Here is a 22946-nt window from a genome sequence, read left to right on the forward strand (position 1 = left end):
CATCTACGGAGACACTTCGCAGGCTTGCTGGAAATGCTATTCGTCATTCGGTCCCTGGCAGAACTGAATGCGATTGCCGAATGGATCAATCACCGCCATGACACGGCCCCATGGCGCGTCCTCGATGCCGGGCCGCATATAGCGATAGCCATGCGCATTAACTTCCCTGTGGAATTCTTCGACACCCTGCATACGGACGAAAATATTCGCGCCTGGACTGCCATCACCGTGATGTTCGCTCAGATGCAAGGTCAGACCAGCGCGGGAAACCTGCATATAAAGCGGCATTCCGTCGGCAAAGCGATGTTCCCAATCAAGTGTGAAACCCAGAAAACCGATATAGAAATCTTTGGCTTTCTCGATATCGAAAATTCGGAAGATTGGGCAGGTCTGTTCAAACTGGATTGTCATTCTGGCTTGCCTTTGCGACTGGTGTATTGTTCACCATTAGAGCGCATTCCGAAAAGTGTGAAACGGTTTTCGGACCAAGATTCGCGTCAAAACAAATATTTTGGGCGCCGATCCAATTCAATCAAATCCAAACGCGCTCTAAAACCATTCCGAATCCTGCGATCGGCGACTTTGATCAGTCTTCGACGAAACGACGCAAACGCTGCAGTGCATCATCCCATTGTGCAGAGACAGTGCTGAGATAGGCCCTCGCATCGACAAGCGGGGTCGGGCAAAGCCTGAAACGGCTTTCACGCCCAACCTTATCGCGCTCAACCAATCCCGCTTGCTCAAGCACAGAAAGATGCTTGGTCATTCCCTGCCTGCTAATGCTGCCATTTTGTGAAAGCGTGACAATTGAGCGGCTTTCACCGTCGCTCAATGTTTCGATCAGGGCCAGCCGGGTTGGGTCGGCCAGTGCTGCAAAAATGGCAGACATGTTTGCTGATTGCGTGAGCGAGGCTTCGTTCATTTGCTTTCGAGGTATTCCTTGATATTTCGCATCTGCTCTTCCCAACCACCCGTGTTCATTCGAAGGGCGATTGGCTGACGCTCCGCAGGCAGGGCATCAAAGCCTGTTTCGATAACCGTGAGTTTTGTGCCCGACTCGATTTCTTCAAGTTTGAATTCTACCAGTGTCTGCGGCTCTTTCGCATAATCTGTTTCAGCTTCAACAGCATAAGGATGCCAGGTGAAGGAAAAATAATGCGGCGCTTTCATATCCTTGATGAAGGACGTCCATCTGGTGTCGCCGCATCCATCAAATGTAAAGCGGCCAGTCGATGCGCTGCCGACAATAAATGGTCCGTCAATTTTGACCCGGAACCATTCGCCGAATTCCTCATGATCCGTGAGCGCGCGCCACACCCGATCAATGCCGGCGCGAAGGTTCACGGTCTTCTCAATACGATCAGTCGATGATGTCGTTGTCATGATATGCACTCTCCTTGATTGGCAACTGTATGGTTGCCAATCTACACGAGTTTTACATATATGCAACCATATGGTTGCTTAATTCATTTTTGCAGCGGTGCTTTTGCAGGAAGTGGAAACAGTGTGATGAATTTTTCTGCCAGAGCATGATCCCCTTTCAGTGTGAGCAGGTTTGCCTCTTCAAGGGCGATTAAGGGCTGTCCTCCATAGATTGCTGCAGCCATCATGCGGGGAGAACTTTCAAAAGCGATATCATATTGCTCCGCTCTACCGCGCGTTACTTCCAATCCGCCGTTGTGCAGGTGCGCGGTGAAATCTTCATCATCGAGTTTAAGCCCAATCACAGCATTCATGCCTTGCGAGCGTTCGGGACTGATCATCGTTCGTAGTGATAGCAGGAACGACGTGGTCGAAATCGGCAAATTGGGATCATGGCTCGGCGAACGTGCAGCCCAGCGACCAAGTGTTTGCAGGATCGGTTCTGCTTCATAACCCCATTCAGTCAATTCATAGACCTGCACGGATGCGGGGGGCGGCAATTTCGACTTCCGTAAAATGCCTGCTTCTTCCAGTCCTTCAAGCCGCTGTGTGAGAACATTGGCGCTTATTCCTGGCAAGTCTGATCGTAAATCGCTGAAACGCTTCGGTCCGAACATCAGTTCGCGAATGACAAGCAAGGCCCAGCGTTCCCCAATCAAATCAAGGGCATGTGCTGCTGCGCAAGCATCATCATAGCTGCGTCTTGCTGTTGGCGCTTCGCGATTGGTTATTTTTTCTAACTTCATAGTTGCTAATTATAACTTATCTGTCATTATGTTCAAGCAATCTTATGATAGTCGGTTTCAAACAACACATAAAATGCCGACTTTATCGCCCGGGGGATCGGGCAGGCGATAAAAAAGCTGCCGTAAAGACAAGCCAAATGAAAATGGGCAGTTCATGCCCGCAATTGGAGGAATTGCCATGCCTAAAATGATTTTCGTAAACCTTCCCGTAAAAGACGTCGCTCGCTCAACCAGCTTCTATGAAGCAATCGGAGCAACGAAGAACCCGATGTTTTCGGACGAAACGGCGTCCTGCATGGTCTTTTCCGACACGATCCATGCGATGATTCTCAGCCATGAGAAATTCAGCCAGTTCACGCCTAAAAAGATTTCCGACGCCAATGCCACAAGTGAAGTTTTGATCTGTCTTTCGGCGGATAGCAAAGCGGATGTGGATGCAACGGTTGAAAATGCAGCTAAGGCCGGTGGTCGCGCCGATCCGGCTCCCAAGCAGGATTACGGTTTCATGTATGGTCGCAGCTTCGAAGATCTCGACGGTCACATCTGGGAGCTGATGTGGATGGATATGGAAGCAGCCGCAAAAGCGATGGGATAATCCACGCATATCCCGAAAAATATGAAACGGTTTTCGGGCGAGAAACGTTTGAAACTAACAGATCGAGCATTTCCAGCCATACAACCAAACTGGAAATGCTCAACAAGTCGGGGGCTGAGACATATGGGAGGAACAATCCATGTCTGGCTTAACAGTATGCCTCTGGTTCGATAACGAGGCTGAAGAGGCGGCCAATTATTACGTATCGCTCTTCAAGGAATTGGGAAAACCAGCCTCTCTGGATGGCTTCATTCGCTTCCAGCACGGTCACCAATCCGGCGGCACCGATGTCGTCACTGCAAACTTTACACTGGACGGACAGGCGATGACTGCCTTGAACGGTGGTCCACAATTCAAGTTCAACCCGGCAACATCGCTTATTCTGAAATGCAAGGATCAGGCAGAGCTTGATGCGTTCTGGAACCGGTTGCTGGAAGGTGGCTCTGCGATGGAATGCAGCTGGCTGACCGACAAATATGGGTTTGCTTGGCAGATTGTGCCGGAGTTCCTGCTCGAGATTCTACAGAACGGCGAGCCAGAGGTCAGGCAGCGCGTGGCAAATGCCATGATGACGATGGTCAAGATTGATATTGCCGCGCTGGAAGCCGCGCGCGACGCAGGCTAACTTCTTACCGCTGCAACCGCATCATAGCCATAAAGCCAGTCCAGATCTTTCAGGAAAGTATCTGGGCTGCGCATGGCAAAGAGCATGTTGCGTCCAAGCGCAAACACACCTGTCGCGTGATAGGCAAAGCGGTTTAGCTGGCCGCGTTTGGCAACTGCTGCAATCCGTTCTTTGCGAACAGAATCAAATCGCTTCAGCGCTGATTGTGGCTCTTGGTCATCCAATGCTTCGGCAAGTGCTGCCGCATCTTCAATTGCCATGGCAGCCCCTTGCGCTGCAAAGGGTGTGACAGCGTGAGAGGCGTCACCGAGAAATATCGTTCTGTCCGGGCCGACAAACTGAGCATCGGCCATTTCAAAAAGCGGCCAGTAGGTCCACTCGGTGGCTAGAGTCAGCACTTCACGTACCGGGTCGCTCCAATCGGCATAGATTGACTGCAGCCGCGCATTGTCACCCGTCTTAGACCAGACCTCACCGGGGTTATCGCCCGTCGTAATGGCGACGAAATTGAAGAAATCACCGCCCTTTACCGGATAGGCGATAAAATGCGCCTTCTTGCCAAGCCATGCAGAAACGGATTTCTGTTCTGGGATTGCTGCCTTGAAGCTTGCGGGCAGGGCATCCGCTGCAAGTGTTGTACGCCACGCGATATGGCCGCTGAAACGCGCCTTTTCATATCCCGCTTTGGTGCGTTGTGCAGACCAGACGCCATCGCAGGCAATGAGATAGCTGGCAGCAATATCTTGATCTGCTCCGCCACGTCTAACCGTTGCGGTGATGCCGTTTTGATCTGCCTTATGGCCAATAATCTCAGCACCGAGATTAATCTCGATATTTGGATTGTCGTGGCAGGCATCTAACAGGGCTGTTTGCAAATCAGCGCGATGGCAAACGACATAGGGATGATGCCAACGTTTGAATGCCTTGTCGCCAAGTTGCATGGCGAGCAGGGGGCGAGCCTTGCGCCCATCCATGAGATAAAGCGCTTCTGGCGTAACGGCTTGGGAGGAAAGGCAGTCGGCCACGCCAAGGCGCTGGAGGTGGCGCATCGCATTGGGAGCCAGCTGCAAGCCCGCGCCGACTTCCGACAGGGCTTGCGCTTTTTCAAACAGCTGGACAGTCCATCCGCGTGCCGCACATTCAAGTGCTGCACTGAGACCGGCAACACCGGCCCCTGCAATCAATATGCGTCCGTTGACCAAGCTGCTCATAATATCAGCGGCACGAATACCGCCATTTATGTTCAGGCAGCTTTGTCTGCAGGTGCTTCGTAAACGCAGCCTGCAGGAACAGTCTCGTCAGCGTGAAGCTGCGGATTGTAACGATAGAGCGTCGAGCAATATGGGCAAACCACTTCGCTTTCGTCACCCATGTCGAGGAAGACATGTGGATGATCGAAAGGCGGGTTTGCGCCGACGCACATGAATTCCTTCACGCCGATTTCAATGGAATTGTGTCCAGCGTCATTCTGGAAGTGTGGGATGATGTGATCGGACATAATAGGCTCCGGAGCTTTTGGATCGCGGCATTCAAATTGGGATGGCTATTTTTCAAGCGTTTACCGCGAACGGCTTGTTTCTGGAAGCGTTTTCATCAATTCTGGGGACATTTCAAGCGGTTTGCTATCAAACTGTCATATGACAGCCATAGGCTTATCGTCGCGCCGGGATTTGCCGGTAGTAACCGGGACAGGAAAAATGAACGAAAACAGCGTTGTGGCAACCCAGGCCGCCGATTTGACCGCACATGTGGCAGATCAGGCGGCAAATGACCATTCTGCAACCCCGAATGCCAGCAAAGTTCAAAACGCTCACGAAGCTTTGAACACTGACAAGACAGCAGAGCTGATGCAAAGCCCTGAACGCTTCGTCAATCGCGAGTTTTCCTGGCTTCAGTTTAACCGTCGTGTTCTCGAAGAAGCAGGCAATACGCGTCAGCCACTGCTGGAGCGTCTGCGCTTCCTGTCGATTTCGGCAGCCAACCTCGATGAATTTTTCATGGTGCGTATTGCAGGGCTTGCTGCACAGGTGCGTGCAGGTGTTGCCATGCGCAGCGCCGACGGTCGCACGCCGCAGGAGCAGCTTGATTTCGTTCTGGAAGAAGTGGGCCGCCTGCAGGAAGGCCAGCAGGAACGTCTGCGTACGCTGCGCGAAGAACTTGAAAAAGAGAATATCGAGATCGTACGCGCATCGACCTTGTCGAAGACCGAAAAAGATTGGCTGGAAGGTCACTTCCTGGAAACAATTTTCCCGGTTCTGACGCCGCTTTCAATCGATCCTGCGCACCCGTTCCCGTTTATTCCGAATCTAGGCTTCTCGATTGCGCTGCAGCTTGCGCGTCGTCTTGATGGTCATCCGATGACGGCGCTGTTGCGCATTCCGGTCGCCCTGAAGCGCTTCATCCAGTTGCCGACCGAGCAGCAGAACGCGTTCCGTTTTATCACCATTGAAGATGCAGTCAGCCTGTTTATCGGTCGTCTGTTCCCGGGCTATGAGGTGCGCGGTGCCGGTACATTCCGCATCATTCGCGACAGCGATATCGAGGTCGAAGAAGAAGCGGAAGATCTGGTCCGCCTTTTTGAAACAGCTCTGAAGCGTCGTCGCCGCGGTCAGGTGATCCGCATCGAATTTGATGCTGAAATCCCCGAAGCGCTGCGTGTTTTCGTTGCTACCGAACTGGGTGTCTCGGAAAACCGCATAAGCGTTCTCGAAGGTCTTCTGGCGCTCAACATGATTTCGGAAGTCGTTTCGATCCCGCGCGATGACCTGAAATTTGTGTCTTACAATCCGCGTTTCCCTGAGCGCATTCGCGAGCACGGCGGCGATTGCTTTGCCGCGATTCGTGAAAAGGACATTGTGGTCCACCATCCATATGAATCATTTGATGTGGTGGTGCAGTTTCTGCGTCAGGCCGCAGCTGATCCGGATGTGTTGGCAATCAAGCAGACGCTTTACCGTACCTCCAATGACAGCCCGATCGTGCGTGCGCTCGTCGATGCGGCAGAAGCTGGCAAGTCGGTCACAGCCCTTGTTGAGCTGAAGGCTCGCTTCGACGAAGAAGCCAATATTCGCTGGGCCCGCGATCTGGAGCGCGCAGGCGTTCAGGTGGTCTTCGGCTTTATCGAATTGAAGACGCACGCAAAGATGTCGCTGGTTGTTCGCCGTGAAGACCAGAAGCTGCGTTCCTATGTTCACCTTGGCACTGGCAACTACCACCCGATCACAGCGCGTATTTACACCGACCTTTCATTCTTCACTTCCGATGCCGATATCGCACGCGATGTGGCGCATATCTTCAACTTCATCACCGGCTATGCGCAGCCTGCTGAAGAAATGAAGATCGGGATTTCACCGCTTACCTTGCGCACGCGAATCTTGAAGCATATTGATGACGAGATCACCAATGCGAAGGCTCATAAGCCTGCAGCCATCTGGATGAAGATGAACTCGCTCGTTGATCCACAGATTATTGACGCGCTTTACAAGGCCGGTCAGGCGGGCGTGCATGTGGACCTCGTCGTGCGTGGCATCTGCTGTCTGAGACCGGGTGTTCCTGGCCTCTCAGACAACATTCGCGCAAAGTCGATTGTTGGGCGTTTTCTCGAGCATAGCCGCATTTTCTGCTTCGGAAACGGGCATGATCTGCCTTCAGACAAGGCAATCGTCTATATCGGTTCTGCCGATATGATGCCGCGCAATCTCGACCGTCGCGTAGAGACACTGGTGCCCATTACCAATGCCACCGTGCATCAGCAAATCCTGTCGCAAATCATGTTTGCCAACATAATTGATAACCAGCAGAGCTATCAGCTACTTGCGGACGGCACCTCTCGCCGGATAGAAAAAGAAGATGGAGAGGAAGCTTTCAACGCGCAGGAATATTTCATGACAAATCCAAGCTTGTCGGGTCGCGGAAAGTCGCTGAAGTCATCTGCCCCCCGTCTGATTGCGCATCGTAAACGTGCGCAGGCGGAAAGAAACACGACTTCATGAGTCCAGCAGTAGCACAAGGCCGGTTGAAAGGCCTCAAGCCCGTCGCGGTAATCGATATTGGTTCCAACTCGATCCGTGTCGTTGTTTACGAAGGCATTGTCCGGTCTCCGACAGTGCTTTTCAATGAAAAGCTTCTCTGCGGTCTTGGCAAAGGATTGGCCAAGACCGGAAAGCTCAATGAGAAATCCGTCGATATCGCCCTGCGCGCATTGAAGCGTTTTCGCGTTCTGGCCGAACAGGCGGGTGCGATTTCCATTCATGCACTGGCAACAGCCGCAGCTCGCGAGGCGAAAAACGGTCCTGATTTCATTTCTCAGGCCGAGGCTATTCTTGGACGGCACATTGAAGTGTTGTCGGGCAAGGAAGAAGCCTATTACTCCGCTTTGGGTATCATTTCCGGTTTCTACAAACCGCAGGGCGTAACTGGCGACCTTGGCGGCGGCAGTTTGGAGCTGGTTGGCGTCAATGACCATGAGGTCGGTGAGGGGATTACCCTTCCGCTCGGTGGCCTGCGTTTGCAGGACATGTCGAACGAACAACTGCCTGAAGCCGCCAAAATCACCCGCACCGAGCTTGCACGCGCGACACTTCTTGAAGAGCATCAGGGAGAAGTCTTCTACGCTGTGGGTGGTACGTGGCGAAATCTCGCCAAGCTGCATATGACGGCCAAGCATTACCCGCTGCACGTCATGCATGGCTATGAGATGGACCCGGTGGAAGCAAAAAGCTTTCTCACGCGGGTTGCCAGAGGCAATATCGACACGATGCGCGGCATCGAAGCAGTATCCAAAAATCGTCGCCAGCTTCTTGCTTATGGCGCTACGGTTCTGCTCGAAACCATTCGGCGCATGAAACCCTCCAAGATCGTATTCTCGGCGCTGGGAGTTCGTGAAGGTTACTTGTATTCGCTGCTGCCCAAGAACGAACAGCGGCTTGATCCGCTTTTGTCTTCTGCAGAAGAGCTGGCAATCCTGCGTTCGCGTTCGCCGCGTCATGCACGCGAGCTCGCAACATGGACAACGCTTTCGCTTCCCGTTCTCGGTTTCGATGAAACTGAAGATGAGAGCCGCTATCGTCAGGCGGCGTGTCTGGTGGCTGATATCAGCTGGCGTGCGCATCCCGACTATCGGGGCTCGCAGGCGTTGAACATCATCGCGCATGGTTCGTTCGGCGGTATCGATCATCCGGGCCGTTCTTTCATGGCTCTTGCGAATTACTATCGCCATGAAGGATTGGTCGAAGACGAAATTGCGCCGGAAATCCTGCAGCTTGCCTCACCGCGCCTGCGTGAGCGGGCAAAGCTTCTGGGTGCGCTGCTTCGCGTCATCTATCTGCTATCGGCATCTATGCCGGGCGTAATCCCGCGTCTTTACTGGCGTGAGGAAGAAAACGGCATTGCACTGGTCGTACCGGGAGATATCGCCGATCTGATTTCTGACCGCCCTGAAGGGCGTTTACAGCAGCTTTCAAAGCTGACGGGAAAGAACCTATTCTTTGCCATCGGCGACAGTGCGATTGACGCGAACGAGCATCATTGAAAAGAGTATGATTGATAAATCGAAAGGCCGGCGAGAGTTTTCTCCGCCGGCCTTTTTACTTAGTTTACAGCGGTTCCAGTTAAGAATGAATCGTTGGAACCGCTGTAACTGTTTGTTTTTACGCATTATCCGACGCAAAACTGCTTCGCACTTTTGCTGGAAATGCTATAATTCGACAGCTTGAATACGCCGGTTCTCAAATTTAATGCCGATTTTGCCTTCAATGAGATCGAGTGCTTTCTGGCCGAAGACTTCGCGGCGCCAGCCCTGAAGTGCGGGCACATTGGCATTCTCGCCTTCGGCTGCAATCTTGTCGATATCATCGGAGCTTGCGACGATCTTGGCTGCAACGCCGTGTTCTTCGGTCACAAGCTTGAGCAGCACTTTAAGAATATCTGCAGCTGCAGCACTGCCTTCTGGCGAATGAGACTGTTTTGGCAACTTTGGCAGATCTTCTTTTGGAATAGCCAGTGCCGCCTGAATGGCATTCACCAAGCCTGCCGCCTGAGCCGAACGTTCCCAGCCCTTCGGGATCGAACGAAGACGTCCGAGCGCTTCCGCATCTTTTGGCTGCTGCTGGGCGATTTCAGCGATCGTGTCATCCTTGATGACGCGGCCACGCGGAACATTGCGTTCGCGCGCTTCACGTTCGCGCCATGCAGCAACAGATTGAACGATAGCAAGCTCGATTGGCTTGCGCATACGCGTCTTCACACGCTTCCAGGCATCATCTGGATGAAGGTCATAGGTTTCACGCGCGCTGAGAACGGCCATTTCCTCGTTGACCCATTCGCTACGGCCTTCTTTCTGAAGCTCATCTTTCAGATAGAGGTAGATGTCGCGCAGATAGGTGACATCGGCCAGCGCATAATCGAGCTGCTTTTCAGACAGCGGGCGGCGGCGCCAGTCGGTGAAGCGCGATGACTTGTCGATATGTTTTCCAGTGACCTTCTGAACCAGAGCGTCATAGGAAATGGCATCGCCAAAACCGCAGACCATGGCAGCAACCTGGCTGTCAAAAATCGGGGCAGGGATCAGGTTGCCCAAGTGGAAAACGATTTCAATGTCCTGACGTGCGGCGTGGAACACCTTGACCACTTTTTCATCGGCCATCAGGCGAAAGAAGGGCGCAAGATCGAGACCGGGCGCCAGTGCATCGACCAGAGCGGTATGATCGGGCGAAGCCATCTGAATAAGACAGAGTTCCGGCCAGAAGGTCGTTTCCCGAATGAATTCGGTATCGACCGTTACGAAGTCGGATTTGGCTAGGGCGGATACGGCCTCTTCAAGGGCCTCTGTGGTCGTGATGAGCTGCATGTTTTTCTTTTAGAGCGCATCCCGAAAACTGTGAAGCGATTTTCGGACAAGATGCACGTTTAACAGAGGATTAGCGCGCGCTTCGATATGATTCAGTCAGATTGAAACGAGCACTGGATAATGGTGGGCTGCTTTGGGCTGCGTGCCGCGCCACAAGAAGCATATAGCGATGGAATAACACGTAAATAGTGATTTTTGTCGACATAATCCGTCAAGCTGGTTTAACAAGGCCGGATACGTGCCCGGATACAGGCAGTATCGGCTTGACAAAGCGTGATCAAAATGCGCTTTTCCGCCGGAATTGCAGCGCTTTGCCTGCACAAGATTTATAAAGTTCCAAAAGGCAGAAATCATGCACCGTTATCGCAGCCATACCTGCGCAGCCCTTCGCAAATCGGATGTTGGTTCAAAAGTCCGTCTGTCTGGCTGGGTTCATCGCGTCCGTGACCATGGTGGCATCCTCTTCATCGACATTCGCGATCATTATGGCCTCACTCAGGTTGTTGCTGATCCTGATTCGCCAGCGTTCAAGATTGCCGAAACCGTTCGTGGCGAATGGGTCATCCGTGTTGACGGTGAAGTGAAGGCCCGCGCAGATGAAGCTGTGAATGCCAATTTGCCGACCGGCGATGTTGAAATCTTCGCAACCGAGATCGAAGTTCTGGCTGCCTCTAAGGAGCTGCCGCTGCCAGTGTTTGGCGAGCCGGACTATCCGGAAGACATTCGTCTCAAGTACCGCTTCCTCGATCTGCGCCGCGAAACGCTGCACAAGAACATTATGAGCCGCACGAAGATCATTGCAGCGATGCGTCGTCGCATGACCGAAATCGGCTTCAATGAGTTTTCGACGCCAATCCTGACGGCCTCCTCGCCGGAAGGCGCGCGCGACTTCCTCGTTCCAAGCCGTATTCATGAAGGCAAGTTCTACGCGCTGCCGCAGGCTCCGCAGCAGTATAAGCAGCTTCTGATGGTTGCCGGTTTCGACCGCTACTTCCAGATTGCACCTTGCTTCCGCGATGAAGATCCGCGTGCAGACCGTCTGCCGGGCGAATTCTATCAGCTCGATCTCGAAATGAGCTTCGTAACCCAGGAAGAAATCTGGGAAACGATGGAACCAGTCATGCGCGGCATCTTTGAAGAGTTTGCAGAAGGCAAGCCTGTCACGAAGCAGTTCCGCCGCATCGCTTATGACGACGCAATCCGCACCTATGGTTCGGACAAGCCTGATCTGCGTAACCCGATTGAAATGCAGGCTGTGACCGAGCACTTCGCTGGTTCCGGCTTCAAGGTCTTCGCGAACATGATCGCCAACGATCCAAAGGTCGAAGTCTGGGCAATCCCGGCAAAGACCGGCGGTAGCCGCGCATTCTGTGATCGCATGAATTCATGGGCGCAGGGCGAAGGTCAACCGGGTCTCGGCTACATCTTCTGGCGCAAGGAAGGCGATAAGCTTGAAGGCGCTGGCCCGATTGCCAAGAACATTGGTGAAGAACGCACAGAAGCGCTCCGCAACCAGCTGGGTCTCGGCGACGGCGATGCCTGCTTCTTCGTAGCCGGTCAGCCATCGAAGTTCTACAAATTCGCAGGCGATGCCCGTACGCGGGCTGGTGAAGAGCTGAACCTCGTTGATCGTGATCGCTTTGAACTGGCCTGGATTATCGACTTCCCGTTCTACGAATGGGATGAAGACAACAAGAAACTCGACTTTGCGCACAATCCGTTCTCGATGCCACAGGGTGGCATGGAAGCACTGGAAACGCAGGACCCGCTGACGCTCAAGGCTTACCAGTACGATCTGGTCTGTAACGGCTTTGAAATCGCTTCCGGTTCGATCCGTAACCAGCTGCCGGATGTGATGGTCAAGGCGTTTGAAAAGGTTGGCCTCAGCCAGCAGGACGTAGAAGAGCGCTTCGGCGGTCTCTATCGCGCGTTCCAGTACGGCGCGCCTCCACATGGCGGCATGGCTGCCGGTGTTGATCGCGTTATCATGCTGCTCGTTGGTGCAAAGAACCTGCGCGAAATCTCGCTGTTCCCGATGAACCAGCAGGCGCTCGATCTTCTGATGAACGCACCTTCGGATGTAACGCCAGCGCAGCTGCGTGATCTTCATATTCGCTTAGCGCCAACCCAGAAGAGCTGATCTTCTCAGGTTTGAAAATCAAAAGCCCGGTCGCGAGACCGGGCTTTTTCTTTGACCTTATCAGTACGGCAAAAGAAAACCCGGTGAGCAGAACTCACCGGGTTTTGTTTGATGAACCTAAGTTCGATCAGTTGTTGGCTTCAACGCCAACTTTCAAAAGCTGGATCAGCTTTGTCGGGTCGAGCGAAGCGGTCGCAACGATGGACGCGAAGCTTACCGACTGGTCAGGCGAAGCCGAAACGGTCAGCGACTTTGGATCGTCGAAGTACTTTTCAGCTGCGGCCTTGAGCTGCTGGGCAAATTCAGGGTTCTTGAGCTGTGTTGCCATCAGCGGAACCATCATCTTCAGCTGTTCGCCGAGCTGCTTACCATCGGCACCCTGCTGCTTGCCGTAATATTCGAGCAGCTTCTGTGTCAGTTCTTCGTTGTCAAAGCGGATCGACAGATTCTTGAGGCTCAGCTGTTCAGCGAGACCGAGAAGAGCGAGGCCAGCTGCGTCTTTTTCTGCATCAGCCTTGGCCATGTTTTCCTGTGTCTTCTGCAGAGCTTCTACGAAAGAAAGATCATAGCCGTCGATAGCAGCGGTCAGATTGATCTTGCCGAGTTCTTCAGCATTGATTTCAAACTGATCCAGCGTCGCATTGCCCGAAGTCGGCAGCCATGTACCCTTCGAGTTGATCGAACCCTTAAGAGCGCTCATATCGAGTGGAGCGAGCGGGTTCTTGCCGTTCTTGTCGAAAGTCGCATCAATATCGGCAATAGTGAGATTGTAGTCGATTTTTTCGGCTTTGTTGGCCGAATTCAGGGTCACTTCCATGCCCTTGATCAGAGCGCCATCTTTGCCTGGTGTGCCCACCGAGAACTCGTCGATCTTCATCTTGTCGTAGAAGACCATCTTGGCGAGCGGGCCTTCGGCTTTCTCGGATGGAAGAATAACGTTCTCCATCGAGATGCCTTTGATTGTGGCTTTATCGTTTTTGTCCGCACCTTCAGGAGCGAAGTCCAAATCTGCAACCGCAACTTTTTCGATGCTATAGCCGCCTTCTGGCGTGTCCTGCACGTTTTCGAGCGTTATATCGCCGACAGGCGTCGCGCGGTCAGAAATGGTAGGCAGCTTGATTGTTGTGCCTTTGAGCAAAATGTTGTCGCCGTCAGCCTTAACTTCGGCGAAGTTCAGCTCTCCGCCCTGCTTTGTATAGAGGGCTTTAACGCGCTCTGCGACTGCATTTGCATCTGCAGCCATTGCCGCACTGCCAAGAACAAGCGAGAGCGCGGTGCTTGCTGCGAAGACGCGCACGGCCTGCTTGCTAACAACGAAAACCTTCATTTATTGGCTCCTGATCATTTGGTAAATTTTAGATAGCCTTCATAAGCCTTTACGCAAGGAAAAACAGCCTGTTTCATTCGTTACGTATAAGTTGTGGAGAAAACCTCTACAATTCCCGTATAGAAGCTAAATGACGGCAACATTGCGACGAATGTACTGGATTGGTTCTCATCCCCACTTGCTGACGAATCGCGCAATTGGTACTGAGAACTATGGGTAAAAGTCTGATTCCGCCGGACGACGGCGACGAACACATCGAACGGGTTGATCTTAAATCGGCCCTCGAGGAACGCTACCTCGCTTATGCGCTGTCCACGATCATGCATCGTGCGCTGCCGGATGTGCGCGACGGTTTGAAGCCGGTTCATCGCCGCATCATGCATGCAATGCGCCTGTTGCGACTCAATCCCGATCAGGCCTATGCAAAATGCGCGCGTATCGTCGGTGACGTTATGGGTAAATTCCACCCACACGGCGACGCCTCGATTTACGACGCACTTGTGCGTCTGGCGCAGGATTTTGCCGTGCGTTATCCGCTCGTGGACGGGCAGGGCAACTTCGGCAACATCGACGGCGATAATGCGGCTGCGATGCGTTATACCGAAGCGCGGATGACCGAGGTCGCAACGCTGCTTCTTGAAGGCATTACCGAAAACGCCATCGACTTCCGCCCGACCTATAATGAAGAGGACGAGGAACCCATCGTCCTTCCGGGCGCGTTCCCGAACCTGCTTGCCAATGGCTCGGCCGGTATTGCGGTCGGCATGGCCACCAATATTCCGCCGCATAATGTGGCGGAGCTGTGCTCGTCGGCGCTCTATCTTATCAATCATCCCGAAGCGACTGTTGAAGAACTCGTCACTTCGCCGGAACAATGGGAAGAGCTGAAGAAGGAAGCGGAAACCGATCCGGCAGCACTATTGAAGTGCAAGGTGCGTGGTCCCGATTTCCCGACCGGCGGCATCCTGGTGGAAGAGCATGCCAACATTCTCGAAGCCTATCGCACCGGGCGTGGTTCTTTCCGCGCACGCGCGCGCTGGGAAAAGGAAGAGGGCAATCGCGGAACCTGGGTGATTGTTGTCACCGAGATCCCATATCAGGTTCAGAAGTCGCGCCTGATCGAGAAGATTGCAGAGCTGCTTCTGGCCAAGAAGCTGCCACTGCTCGACGATATTCGCGACGAGTCTGCTGAAGACATCCGCATCGTTCTGGAGCCGAAGAACCGCACGGTCGATCCTGAACTGCTGATGGAATCGCTTTTCAAGCTGACCGAGCTTGAGAACCGCGTTTCGCTCAACATGAACGTGCTCTCGCACGGCAAAGTGCCGAATGTTCTGTCACTGGGCGGCGTGCTCAAAGAATGGCTTGAACATCGCAAGGAAGTGCTCGTTCGCCGTTCCGAATACCGTCTGGCAGAAATCGAAAAGCGGCTGGAAATCCTTGGCGGTTTCCTGAAGGCCTATCTCAATCTTGATGAAGTCATCCGCATCATTCGTGAAGAGGATGAACCGAAACAGGAGCTGATGCGGTTCTTTGATCTGACGGATAATCAGGCCGAAGCAATCCTCAACATGCGCCTGCGTTCTTTGCGCAAGCTTGAAGAGTTTGAAATTCGCAAAGAATTTGATGGTCTGACTGCTGAAAAGACTGATCTGGAAGGCTTGCTTGCTTCGGGCACGCGCCAGTGGAAGAAGATCAGCACGGAAATCAAAGCCGTCCGTGAGAAGTTTGGGCCTGAAACCAAACTTGGCAAGCGCCGCAGCACCTTTGCCGATGCGCCAAGCCATGATCTCGAAGACATTCATCAGGCGATGATCGAGCGTGAGCCGGTTACGATTGTTGTGTCTGAAAAGGGCTGGCTGCGCGCGATGAAGGGCCATATGGCTGACTTCTCGACGCTGGCCTTCAAGGAAGGCGATAAGCTCAAGCTCGCCTTCCATGCTGAGACGACTGACAAGCTGCTGTTCTTCACGACAGGTGGCAAGTTCTTCACCATTGGTGCGAACACGCTTCCGGGCGGGCGCGGCCATGGCGAACCGATCCGTATCCTCGTTGATATGGAAAATGATCAGGATATCCTGACGGCCTTCGTTCACGATCCACAGGCCAAGCTTCTGCTTGTATCGCATGAAGGCAATGGCTTCATAGTGTCCGAGAATGAAGCGGTCGCCAATACCCGCAAGGGTAAGCAGGTGATGAATGTGAAGGCGCCAGATGAAGCCAAGCTTTGCCAGCGCATTTCGGGCGATCACATTGCGGTCGTGGGCGAGAACCGGAAGATGGTCGTCTTCCCGCTTTCGGACATTCCTGAAATGACACGCGGCAAGGGCGTTCGTTTGCAGAAGTATAAGGACGGCGGCGTGTCCGATGTTCGTACCTTCGCGATCAGCGACGGCCTGTCGTGGCAGGATTCAGCAGATCGCACCTTCAATCGCAGCAAGGAAGAACTTGTCGAGTGGATTGCGGCCCGTGCCTCTGCTGGGCGTCTGGTACCCAAGGGGTTTCCGCGTTCGGGCAAATTCTAAGGTTCTGTTCAAATAAAGAAGGCGGCATGTGCCGCCTTTTTGTTTCTAGCCCTCAAATTTCTGCCAGCCGCGTGGGCCGAGATGCTCCTGCGGCCTGAAGCGCGTCTTATATTGCATCTTGCGCGACCCCTCGACCCAATAGCCGAGATAGACATGGGGAAGGCCAGCAGCGCGTGCGCGCTGGATATGATCAAGGATCATGAAAGTTCCGAGCGAACGCTCGTGCATATGCGGCGTGAAGAATGAATAGACCATAGACAGGCCGTCTGCCATCACGTCGGTAAGGGCTACCGCGATTAGCTCTCCATCGCCTTTCGCGCTGATAAAACTGTCCGGGCCGCGTCTGCGATATTCGATAATCTGCGTGTTGACGTGGGTATCTTCGACCATCATCGCATAATCGAGCACTGTCATATCGGACATGCCACCAGAATGGTGACGGGCATCCAGATAATCGCGGAAAAGGGCATATTGTTCGGTGCTTGGCTGTGCCTTGTGCTGGCGGCCGATCAGATCGCGATTATGGTTCCAGACCCGGCGCATACTCCGGTTCATCTCAAATTCACCGGTCAGGATACGCACAGAAACGCAGGCGCGACAAAGCTCACAGGCCGGGCGATAAGCAATATTCTGAGAACGACGAAAACCGCCCTGTGTAAGCAGGTCATTGATTTCGCTGGCCTTGTCACCCACAAGATGAGTGAAGACCTTCCGTTCCATCTGGCCGTCAAGATACGGGCAGGGCGATGGAGCCGTTAAGAAAAACTGCGGAGACTGTTGCGGTTGATGGGTCATTCAATATCCACGAAACGGCAATACCGAACCATCTCTTTATGCCCTAAAGATTGAGCCGGCTGCACAAAACGTCAATAGACATTTTGTGCAGCCGGCCCTGAATTTTTTTGATGCTTGCTTTAGCGGTCTGAACGAATGACTGCTGTACCAAGCAAGAGGTCGTGCACGGTACGCTTACGGTCGATCACCAGAGTCGCCAAAAGGATGAACGGTGTAAGCACCACATTCAGGCCCCAGAACAGGACAGTGTGGACCAGTGCCAGCATCGGATCGACTGTGCCGCCTTCAAGGCGCACCAGCTTGATGTTCATCATCTGCATACCCTTTGTGGCCTGTTGAGGCCCGCCAAGAGTGCGAGATATGTAAAACAATGCGACTACCGGGAACATGATGGCGTAGAGCGCCCATCCCAGCGAAAGCGTGAGAATTCCAAGGATGAAAATTACGATTGCTGCTGGGATGCAAAGAAAGAAGACAATCATATAGTCGATAAGAAAAGCCATAATACGGCGTGTGCGCACGCCTTCAAAAAATGCGCGGCTTTCAAAACGCGGGCCCATGACTTCGCCGTGCAGAATATGGTCGGACATTTTTCCTTCCAGTCCTTCAAAAGAAGCGTCCGGGAACAACCGTCCGCTGTCCCGCACTGCGCGGAACAGTCTCAAGGTGGTGTATGAAACTGGCTATTTCAAGGAAACAGCGTCTCGGAATTTAGCCCTGGCTTTTCAGCTTCTCAGCAACGTCGAGCGCAAAATAGGTCAGGATGCCGTCGCAGCCTGCGCGTTTGAAAGCCAGCAGGCTTTCCATCATGACTTTTTCTTCGTCGATCCAGCCATTCATGCCTGCAGCTTTGATCATCGAATATTCGCCCGATACCTGATATGCATAAGTCGGCAGGCGGAATGTGTTTTTCAGGCGATGGATGATGTCGAGATAAGGCATCCCAGGCTTAACCATCAGCATGTCAGCGCCTTCAGCCACGTCCTGTTCGGCCTCGCGCACCGCTTCGTCCGGGTTTGCTGGATCAATGTAGTAAGTCTTCTTGTCGCCCTTCAGCAGACCAGCTGTACCGATTGCATCGCGATAGGGGCCATAGAAGGCGGATGCGAATTTGGTCGCATAGGACATGATCGGTACATGGTTGAAGCCATGCGCATCCAGTGCCTGACGAATAGCGCCGATACGGCCATCCATCATGTCGGACGGTGCGATAACGTCTGCACCGGCTTCCGCCTGTGCGAGCGCACCGCGCACGACCATCGCAACCGATTCATCGTTGATAATTTCGCCATTGCGCAAAATGCCGTCATGACCGTGCGTTGTGAACGGATCGAGTGCTGCATCGGTAATGATACCGATTTCCGGCACTTCCTTCTTGATCGCACGTACAGCGCGGTTGATCAGATTGTCCGGACTTGCAACGAAAGCGCCGTCCTCTGTCTTTACTTCTGCCTTTTCGCGCGGGAAAGGCGCAATCGCGGGAATGCCAAGCTTGGCAGCCTTTTCGGCCATGCGTACAGCCATATCGACCGAATAGCGCTCAACGCCCGGCATCGCGTCCACAGGCTCGCTGACATTGGTTCCGTAAGTCAGGAAGAATGGCAGGATCAGATCGTCCACCGTGAGATGTGTTTCCTGAACCAGTCTGCGTGACCAGTCGGCCTTGCGCATTCGGCGCAGACGACGCCCACCGGTCACGTCATCGACGTGCCCTGAAATGTTGGCAGAAGAAATGTTGGACAAACGATCAGTCATATAAATGTTCCCGCGAGAAGAAAGCTTGGGAATCTAACGGTTCGGAAGCTTGTTATCAGATGAGCACGGTTTATCACGGGAAAAGTGGCTAATCCAAGCACAATGGCCTGCGCAGGATTGACGCGGGGCGTTTCACTTTCTACGCATTGAAAGCATTTCCAGCAAAAGTGCAAAGCAGTTTTGCGTAGGACAATGCGTAGATTAAAAGGGCATTTCCAGCAAAAGTGCGAAGCGGTTTTGCGTAGGACAATGCGCAAGAGGGAATGATTATAGCGGTTCCAACGTTCAGCTTTATCTGGAACCGCTTTAATCGCACGGGAGAGACATGATGCAGATCGATTTCGGTGGTGGCGGTGAAATCAGCTTTGAACGCAAGGGAAAAGCGGGCCTCGTGAAGCTGACGCGCTCATCGGCGCTCAATGCTTTGACGCATAAAATGATTCTCGCTCTCGACCGTGCTCTGCAGGCCTGGGAAACCGATCCGGATGTCGCCTGTGTTATTTTGGAAGGCGAAGGCCGGGCGTTCTGCGCCGGTGGCGACGTGGTTGCAGCCTATAAGGCCGGACGCGAAGGCACACCCGCTTTTGATTTTTTCCGCGATGAATATCGACTGAATGCCCGCATCGGGAGATTCCCAAAGCCATATATCTCGCTGCTTAACGGCATTGTCATGGGTGGCGGCGCTGGCATTTCCGTACATGGTTCGCACCGGATCGTGACCGAAAACACGCTTTTTGCGATGCCCGAAACCGGCATCGGCTTCTTCCCGGATGTCGGTGGAAGCGCCTTCCTGCCGCATCTCCATGATAATTTCGGCTATTATCTTGCGCTCACCGGCAACCGAATTCGCTGGGGCGATTGCCTGCAGAGCGGCATCGCGACCCATGCAGTGGCCGCCAGCGATCTTGACGACCTTCGCGATGACCTCGTTGCAAAAGCTGACCTTGATGGGGCTTTGGCCAGTGCTCAGTATCCCGATTTTGAGACGGCCCCCGAAACCCGCAAAGTCATTGCGGAAAGTTTCGCACATGCGACGCTTGCCGAATGCCTCGACGCTTTGGAAAAAGCAGCAGCCACGGGCAATAAACCGGCAACGGATATTCTGAATGTTATCGCCACGCGTTCGCCAACCAGTGTCGCTGTCACATTCCGCCAGATTGCCGATGGTCGCGCACTGGATCTCGACGATTGTATGCGGATGGAATATCGCATCGCGTCGCGTATGCTTGCTGGGCATGATTTCTATGAAGGCGTACGCGCGGTTTTGATTGACAAGGATGGAGCACCTGTCTGGAAGCCAGCTTCGACTGATGAAGTGAAGCCGGAAATGGTCAATGCGTATTTTGCTAATCTTGACGAGAGGGAACTGAGTTTTTGATGCGTCAGGATGAACTGCACCAGCATATACAACCCAGCGGCACTGAATGGTCCTTTGTCTGGTTTATACGGCTGATCGCTTTAGCTGCTCTTGCGAGTGGCGTTTATTACTGGATTAAGCTGATCGGCGTTTATCCAGGCTTGCTGTGGCGTTTCGACCTCATGCCGTGGCAATGGCAGACGGCTTGCGTGGCCCTTGCTCTGCTTATGCCGGTTGCGGCAACCGGGCTGTGGATGCGTGCGCAATGGGGACCGGTGTTGTGGTTCGTGGCGGCTGTCGGTGAGATTGCCATCTATTCTGTCTTTGCGCGCCACTTTGATTACAGGCCCCTTATCGTGGGGTTTAACGCCGTTTGTCTCCTCATTTATGTTGTGTTCCGCGTCCTGCTTTACCTCGAGAAAAGACGACTTTCTCGCGTTCGCATAACGGCCTGAAATCGCGCACCGGTAACAAAACATTAAGTCTAAATCTGCATTTCGCTTGGTAAGCTACTGTTAAGGCTGACTTTTAAGTCGAATTTTATGGATCGCGTCTAAAGTCCTCTCAAGACACGGTGAGAAAATACACCGGACCAACAGGAAAGAGAGTGGCCTCATGTAAGGCTGCTCCGACAGAGAGGCAAAAGAAATGATCAATGCACAGCACAGAATGGATGCATCTGCTCCGCTTTTGAATCCCGAAGCAGCTCTCCGCACACTTTATCTCGAAGCATTGCAGCTGGTTGAACGCCTGCATCGTCGCCTCCTTGATGTCATCAAGGACGAATTCGACCGCGCCGGCCGTAGCGATATCAATGCGACGCAGGCACTGCTCCTGTTCAACATTGGCAATTCTGAACTGACCGCTGGTGAGCTGCGCTCACGCGGTTATTATCTCGGCTCGAATGTTTCCTATAATCTCAAGAAGCTGGTCGAGATGGGTTTTATCCATCACGAACGCTCGAATACGGACCGTCGTTCGGTTCGCGTCAGCCTGACAGACAAGGGCAACGAGATTGCTGATCAGGTACAGGCACTTTACCAGCGCCATATTGCTTCTATCGAGCAGGTTGGTGGTATTCAGGTTGAAGAATTCACCGCGATGAACAAGTCGCTGCAGCGTCTGGACCGCTTCTGGAACGACAGCATTGCTTACAGGCTTTGATATTGCGGATGCCGAAAGGCAGCCGACAACTTAGAAGTTTGTTGCAGAACGGTCACAATTGACCCAGTTTGTATGTTAAAGTTCATTATTGCGAGCTAATTCAGCAAGGCCTGGCTTGAAATCCGGGCTTTGCGACATGAATAAGCCATAAAAACCGACATAAGCGGTTTAATACAGCGCATAAATTAGAGCTATCTGCAGATGCGACGCATCTGGGCGAAACCGGTTAGCCTTTGGGACCAAAACTATGACCAAAACCGACAAGAATGCCGAAGCTTTCAATGTAGGCCGTCGCAGCTTCCTGCGTGGCGCAGCAACGGCCGGTTTGGCTGCTGCTGCAACTGCTATCGCTCCTGCGGCTTTTGCCCAGCAACAGGCTTTGAATGATATTCTTTCGGCGCCACGCCGCGGCAACTGGGATGACCAGTTCGATGCCCGCGCGACCGGCGGTCAGAAAGTGGCAACCAATCAGCCAGTGCTCAGCCAGCAGACTGTGGGAAATCTTCAGTCCGCTATCGCACAATATGCGGATCTGGCAGGTCGCGGCGGCTGGCCACAGGTTCCGGGCAATGCGAAGCTGCAGCTTGGCGTTAATGATCCTTCGGTACAGGCTCTGCGCCAGCGTTTGATCGTTTCGGGTGATCTTCCGCGTGAAGCCGGTGTGTCCGGTGCGTTCGATACCTATGTCGATGCAGCGGTCAAGCGCTTCCAGTCGCGTCATGGCCTTCCGGCTGATGGTGTGATGGGCCAGTTTACCTATGCGGCAATGAATGTGGATGCCAATACGCGTCTTGGCCAGCTGCAGACCAACCTCCAGCGCCTGTCCGGCATGACATCTGCAACACAGTCTGAACAGCGCTTTGTTATGGTCAACATCCCGGCTGCTCGTATTGAAGCAGTGGAAGGCGGCAGCGTTTCGCAGCGCCATACAGCTGTTGTTGGCAAGATCGACCGTCAGACGCCGATCCTTGACTCCAAGATTCACGAAGTCATTCTTAATCCTTACTGGACCGCGCCAAAGTCGATCATCCAGAAGGATATTATTCCGCTGATGCGGAAGAACCCGCAATATCTCGCGAATAACAAGATCCGTCTCTACAACGCTCAGGGACAGGAAGTTCCGCCGGAAAGCGTAGACTGGAATACCGACGATGCTGTGAAGCTGATGTTCCGTCAGGATCCGGGCAAGATCAACGCCATGTCCTCGACAAAGATCAACTTCCACAATCAACATGCCGTTTACATGCACGACACGCCGCAGAAGAGCTATTTCAACAAGCTCATGCGCTTCGATTCGTCGGGCTGTGTCCGCGTGCAGAATGTCCGCGATCTTGATGTCTGGCTGTTGAAGAATACCGCTGGCTGGGATCGCCAAAACATTGAAGGCACCATTGCATCGGGTGTGAATACACCTATTCAGGTTTCCGATCCTGTGCCGCTGCATTTCGTTTACATCACCGCCTGGTCAACAGGCGATGGCGTGGTGCAGTTCCGCGACGATATCTACAAGATGGATGGTGCAACCGCTTTGGCGCTCGGCACCGATACTTGATCCCAATTGACTTACTAAAAAGCCGTCCGAACTCGTTTCGGACGGCTTTTTTGTTTTGGGTGCTGATCCAAGCTACGTCATGCCGCATTTTGGAAC

Annotated in this window: 21 protein-coding genes; 10 read left to right on the forward strand and 11 right to left on the reverse strand. The window is 53.3% G+C overall.

Features of this window, described 5'->3' with window-relative positions; all coding sequences use genetic code 11:
• Nucleotides 1-36: 36 nt before the first annotated feature.
• The 4 genes from ABWV94_RS01490 to ABWV94_RS01505 all read right to left on the reverse strand — a co-directional run bounded on the left by ABWV94_RS01490 (nucleotide 37) and on the right by ABWV94_RS01505 (nucleotide 2168).
• Nucleotides 37-411: a glyoxalase superfamily protein gene (locus ABWV94_RS01490; protein WP_112812358.1), complete on the reverse strand. Its 375-nt coding sequence runs from the start codon at nucleotides 409-411 to the stop codon at nucleotides 37-39.
• A 175-nt stretch (nucleotides 412-586) separates the two neighbouring features.
• Nucleotides 587-922: an ArsR/SmtB family transcription factor gene (locus ABWV94_RS01495; protein ID WP_113500154.1), complete on the reverse strand. Its 336-nt coding sequence runs from the start codon at nucleotides 920-922 to the stop codon at nucleotides 587-589.
• Nucleotides 919-1383: an SRPBCC family protein gene (locus ABWV94_RS01500; RefSeq protein ID WP_064320426.1), complete on the reverse strand. Its 465-nt coding sequence runs from the start codon at nucleotides 1381-1383 to the stop codon at nucleotides 919-921. Before ABWV94_RS01500 ends, ABWV94_RS01495 begins: the two co-directional genes overlap by 4 nt.
• 83 nt (nucleotides 1384-1466) lie before the next feature.
• Nucleotides 1467-2168: a winged helix-turn-helix transcriptional regulator gene (locus tag ABWV94_RS01505; RefSeq protein WP_113500156.1), complete on the reverse strand. Its 702-nt coding sequence runs from the start codon at nucleotides 2166-2168 to the stop codon at nucleotides 1467-1469.
• 178 nt (nucleotides 2169-2346) lie between these two features.
• Between ABWV94_RS01505 and ABWV94_RS01510 the strand changes: the two genes are divergently transcribed.
• A complete protein-coding gene (locus tag ABWV94_RS01510) occupies nucleotides 2347-2763 on the forward strand; it encodes a VOC family protein (protein ID WP_007874416.1) in 417 nt (138 codons plus the stop codon).
• Nucleotides 2764-2902: 139 nt separating this feature from the next.
• Nucleotides 2903-3388 (forward strand): VOC family protein, encoded by a 486-nt coding sequence (locus ABWV94_RS01515; RefSeq protein WP_353412511.1) that lies wholly within the window; start codon nucleotides 2903-2905, stop codon nucleotides 3386-3388.
• Here the strand turns inward: ABWV94_RS01515 and ABWV94_RS01520 are convergent.
• Nucleotides 3385-4590 (reverse strand): FAD-binding protein, encoded by a 1206-nt coding sequence (locus ABWV94_RS01520; protein ID WP_353412637.1) that lies wholly within the window; start codon nucleotides 4588-4590, stop codon nucleotides 3385-3387. The two genes, ABWV94_RS01515 and ABWV94_RS01520, sit on opposite strands and share 4 nt — an antisense overlap.
• A 41-nt stretch (nucleotides 4591-4631) precedes the next feature.
• A complete protein-coding gene (locus ABWV94_RS01525) occupies nucleotides 4632-4886 on the reverse strand; it encodes a zinc-finger domain-containing protein (RefSeq protein WP_007874421.1) in 255 nt (84 codons plus the stop codon).
• 250 nt (nucleotides 4887-5136) lie between these two features.
• Between ABWV94_RS01525 and ABWV94_RS01530 the strand changes: the two genes are divergently transcribed.
• Nucleotides 5137-7380, forward strand: coding sequence for an RNA degradosome polyphosphate kinase (locus tag ABWV94_RS01530; protein WP_502905150.1), 2244 nt, complete (start codon nucleotides 5137-5139; stop codon nucleotides 7378-7380).
• Entirely contained in the window at nucleotides 7377-8918 is a 1542-nt protein-coding gene (ppx, locus tag ABWV94_RS01535) for an exopolyphosphatase (protein WP_353412515.1), read from the forward strand. The genes ABWV94_RS01530 and ppx overlap by 4 nt, the downstream gene beginning before the upstream one ends.
• 165 nt (nucleotides 8919-9083) lie before the next feature.
• On the opposite strand, the gene rnd is transcribed toward ppx, so the two are convergent.
• Nucleotides 9084-10235 carry a ribonuclease D gene (gene rnd / locus ABWV94_RS01540; RefSeq protein WP_007874429.1) on the reverse strand — a complete coding sequence of 384 codons (1152 nt, stop codon included), beginning with the start codon at nucleotides 10233-10235 and terminating at the stop codon, nucleotides 9084-9086.
• Between the two features lie 352 nt (nucleotides 10236-10587).
• Between rnd and aspS the strand changes: the two genes are divergently transcribed.
• Nucleotides 10588-12375, forward strand: a complete 1788-nt coding sequence (aspS, locus tag ABWV94_RS01545) for an aspartate--tRNA ligase (RefSeq protein ID WP_113500160.1) — start codon at nucleotides 10588-10590, stop codon at nucleotides 12373-12375.
• Nucleotides 12376-12502: 127 nt separating this feature from the next.
• Here aspS and ABWV94_RS01550 read toward each other — a convergent pair whose 3' ends face one another.
• Nucleotides 12503-13702, reverse strand: coding sequence for an aq_1923 C-terminal domain (locus ABWV94_RS01550; RefSeq protein ID WP_113500162.1), 1200 nt, complete (start codon nucleotides 13700-13702; stop codon nucleotides 12503-12505).
• 212 nt (nucleotides 13703-13914) lie between these two features.
• On the opposite strand from ABWV94_RS01550, the gene ABWV94_RS01555 reads away from it, so the two are divergent.
• Complete coding sequence (locus tag ABWV94_RS01555) at nucleotides 13915-16227, forward strand: DNA topoisomerase IV subunit A (RefSeq protein ID WP_105518367.1); 2313 nt, start codon at nucleotides 13915-13917, stop codon at nucleotides 16225-16227.
• A 45-nt stretch (nucleotides 16228-16272) separates the two neighbouring features.
• On the opposite strand, the gene ABWV94_RS01560 is transcribed toward ABWV94_RS01555, so the two are convergent.
• From ABWV94_RS01560 to hemB, 3 genes are all read right to left on the reverse strand, one after another.
• On the reverse strand, nucleotides 16273-17022 hold the full coding sequence (locus ABWV94_RS01560) for an arginyltransferase (RefSeq protein ID WP_064320432.1): 750 nt from the start codon (nucleotides 17020-17022) through the stop codon (nucleotides 16273-16275).
• Between the two features lie 119 nt (nucleotides 17023-17141).
• On the reverse strand, nucleotides 17142-17612 hold the full coding sequence (locus ABWV94_RS01565) for an RDD family protein (RefSeq protein WP_007874442.1): 471 nt from the start codon (nucleotides 17610-17612) through the stop codon (nucleotides 17142-17144).
• A 121-nt stretch (nucleotides 17613-17733) separates the two neighbouring features.
• The gene (gene hemB / locus ABWV94_RS01570) at nucleotides 17734-18777 is read right to left on the reverse strand and encodes a porphobilinogen synthase (RefSeq protein ID WP_007874444.1); all 1044 of its coding nucleotides are present in this window, start codon (nucleotides 18775-18777) and stop codon (nucleotides 17734-17736) included.
• 328 nt (nucleotides 18778-19105) lie between these two features.
• Between hemB and ABWV94_RS01575 the strand changes: the two genes are divergently transcribed.
• From ABWV94_RS01575 to ABWV94_RS01590, 4 genes are all read left to right on the forward strand, one after another.
• Entirely contained in the window at nucleotides 19106-20155 is a 1050-nt protein-coding gene (locus ABWV94_RS01575; RefSeq protein WP_113500168.1) for an enoyl-CoA hydratase/isomerase family protein, read from the forward strand.
• Nucleotides 20155-20589, forward strand: a complete 435-nt coding sequence (locus tag ABWV94_RS01580) for a DUF6163 family protein (RefSeq protein WP_113500164.1) — start codon at nucleotides 20155-20157, stop codon at nucleotides 20587-20589. Before ABWV94_RS01575 ends, ABWV94_RS01580 begins: the two co-directional genes overlap by 1 nt.
• A 193-nt stretch (nucleotides 20590-20782) precedes the next feature.
• A complete protein-coding gene (gene ldtR / locus ABWV94_RS01585; protein WP_007874450.1) occupies nucleotides 20783-21298 on the forward strand; it encodes a transcriptional regulator LdtR in 516 nt (171 codons plus the stop codon).
• 247 nt (nucleotides 21299-21545) lie between these two features.
• Nucleotides 21546-22850, forward strand: coding sequence for a L,D-transpeptidase family protein (locus ABWV94_RS01590; protein ID WP_007874451.1), 1305 nt, complete (start codon nucleotides 21546-21548; stop codon nucleotides 22848-22850).
• The last annotated feature ends 96 nt before the right edge of the window (nucleotides 22851-22946 follow it).

This window comes from Brucella sp. NBRC 12953 (assembly GCF_040369775.1).
Lineage (GTDB): Bacteria > Pseudomonadota > Alphaproteobacteria > Rhizobiales > Rhizobiaceae > Brucella > Brucella pseudogrignonensis.

Excerpts from the sequence above, each read along its gene's own strand:
- ABWV94_RS01490 (WP_112812358.1), bottom strand. The coding sequence starts at position 411 with ATGACAATCCAGTTTGAACAGACCTGCCCAATCTTCCGAATTTTCGAT.
- ABWV94_RS01495 (WP_113500154.1), bottom strand. The coding sequence starts at position 922 with ATGAACGAAGCCTCGCTCACGCAATCAGCAAACATGTCTGCCATTTTT.
- ABWV94_RS01500 (WP_064320426.1), bottom strand. The coding sequence starts at position 1,383 with ATGACAACGACATCATCGACTGATCGTATTGAGAAGACCGTGAACCTT.
- ABWV94_RS01505 (WP_113500156.1), bottom strand. The coding sequence starts at position 2,168 with ATGAAGTTAGAAAAAATAACCAATCGCGAAGCGCCAACAGCAAGACGC.
- ABWV94_RS01510 (WP_007874416.1), top strand. The coding sequence starts at position 2,347 with ATGCCTAAAATGATTTTCGTAAACCTTCCCGTAAAAGACGTCGCTCGC.
- ABWV94_RS01515 (WP_353412511.1), top strand. The coding sequence starts at position 2,903 with ATGTCTGGCTTAACAGTATGCCTCTGGTTCGATAACGAGGCTGAAGAG.
- ABWV94_RS01525 (WP_007874421.1), bottom strand. The coding sequence starts at position 4,886 with ATGTCCGATCACATCATCCCACACTTCCAGAATGACGCTGGACACAAT.
- ppx (WP_353412515.1), top strand. The coding sequence starts at position 7,377 with ATGAGTCCAGCAGTAGCACAAGGCCGGTTGAAAGGCCTCAAGCCCGTC.
- rnd (WP_007874429.1), bottom strand. The coding sequence starts at position 10,235 with ATGCAGCTCATCACGACCACAGAGGCCCTTGAAGAGGCCGTATCCGCC.
- aspS (WP_113500160.1), top strand. The coding sequence starts at position 10,588 with ATGCACCGTTATCGCAGCCATACCTGCGCAGCCCTTCGCAAATCGGAT.
- ABWV94_RS01550 (WP_113500162.1), bottom strand. The coding sequence starts at position 13,702 with ATGAAGGTTTTCGTTGTTAGCAAGCAGGCCGTGCGCGTCTTCGCAGCA.
- ABWV94_RS01555 (WP_105518367.1), top strand. The coding sequence starts at position 13,915 with ATGGGTAAAAGTCTGATTCCGCCGGACGACGGCGACGAACACATCGAA.
- ABWV94_RS01560 (WP_064320432.1), bottom strand. The coding sequence starts at position 17,022 with ATGACCCATCAACCGCAACAGTCTCCGCAGTTTTTCTTAACGGCTCCA.
- ABWV94_RS01565 (WP_007874442.1), bottom strand. The coding sequence starts at position 17,612 with ATGTCCGACCATATTCTGCACGGCGAAGTCATGGGCCCGCGTTTTGAA.
- hemB (WP_007874444.1), bottom strand. The coding sequence starts at position 18,777 with ATGACTGATCGTTTGTCCAACATTTCTTCTGCCAACATTTCAGGGCAC.
- ABWV94_RS01575 (WP_113500168.1), top strand. The coding sequence starts at position 19,106 with ATGCAGATCGATTTCGGTGGTGGCGGTGAAATCAGCTTTGAACGCAAG.
- ABWV94_RS01580 (WP_113500164.1), top strand. The coding sequence starts at position 20,155 with ATGCGTCAGGATGAACTGCACCAGCATATACAACCCAGCGGCACTGAA.
- ldtR (WP_007874450.1), top strand. The coding sequence starts at position 20,783 with ATGATCAATGCACAGCACAGAATGGATGCATCTGCTCCGCTTTTGAAT.
- ABWV94_RS01590 (WP_007874451.1), top strand. The coding sequence starts at position 21,546 with ATGACCAAAACCGACAAGAATGCCGAAGCTTTCAATGTAGGCCGTCGC.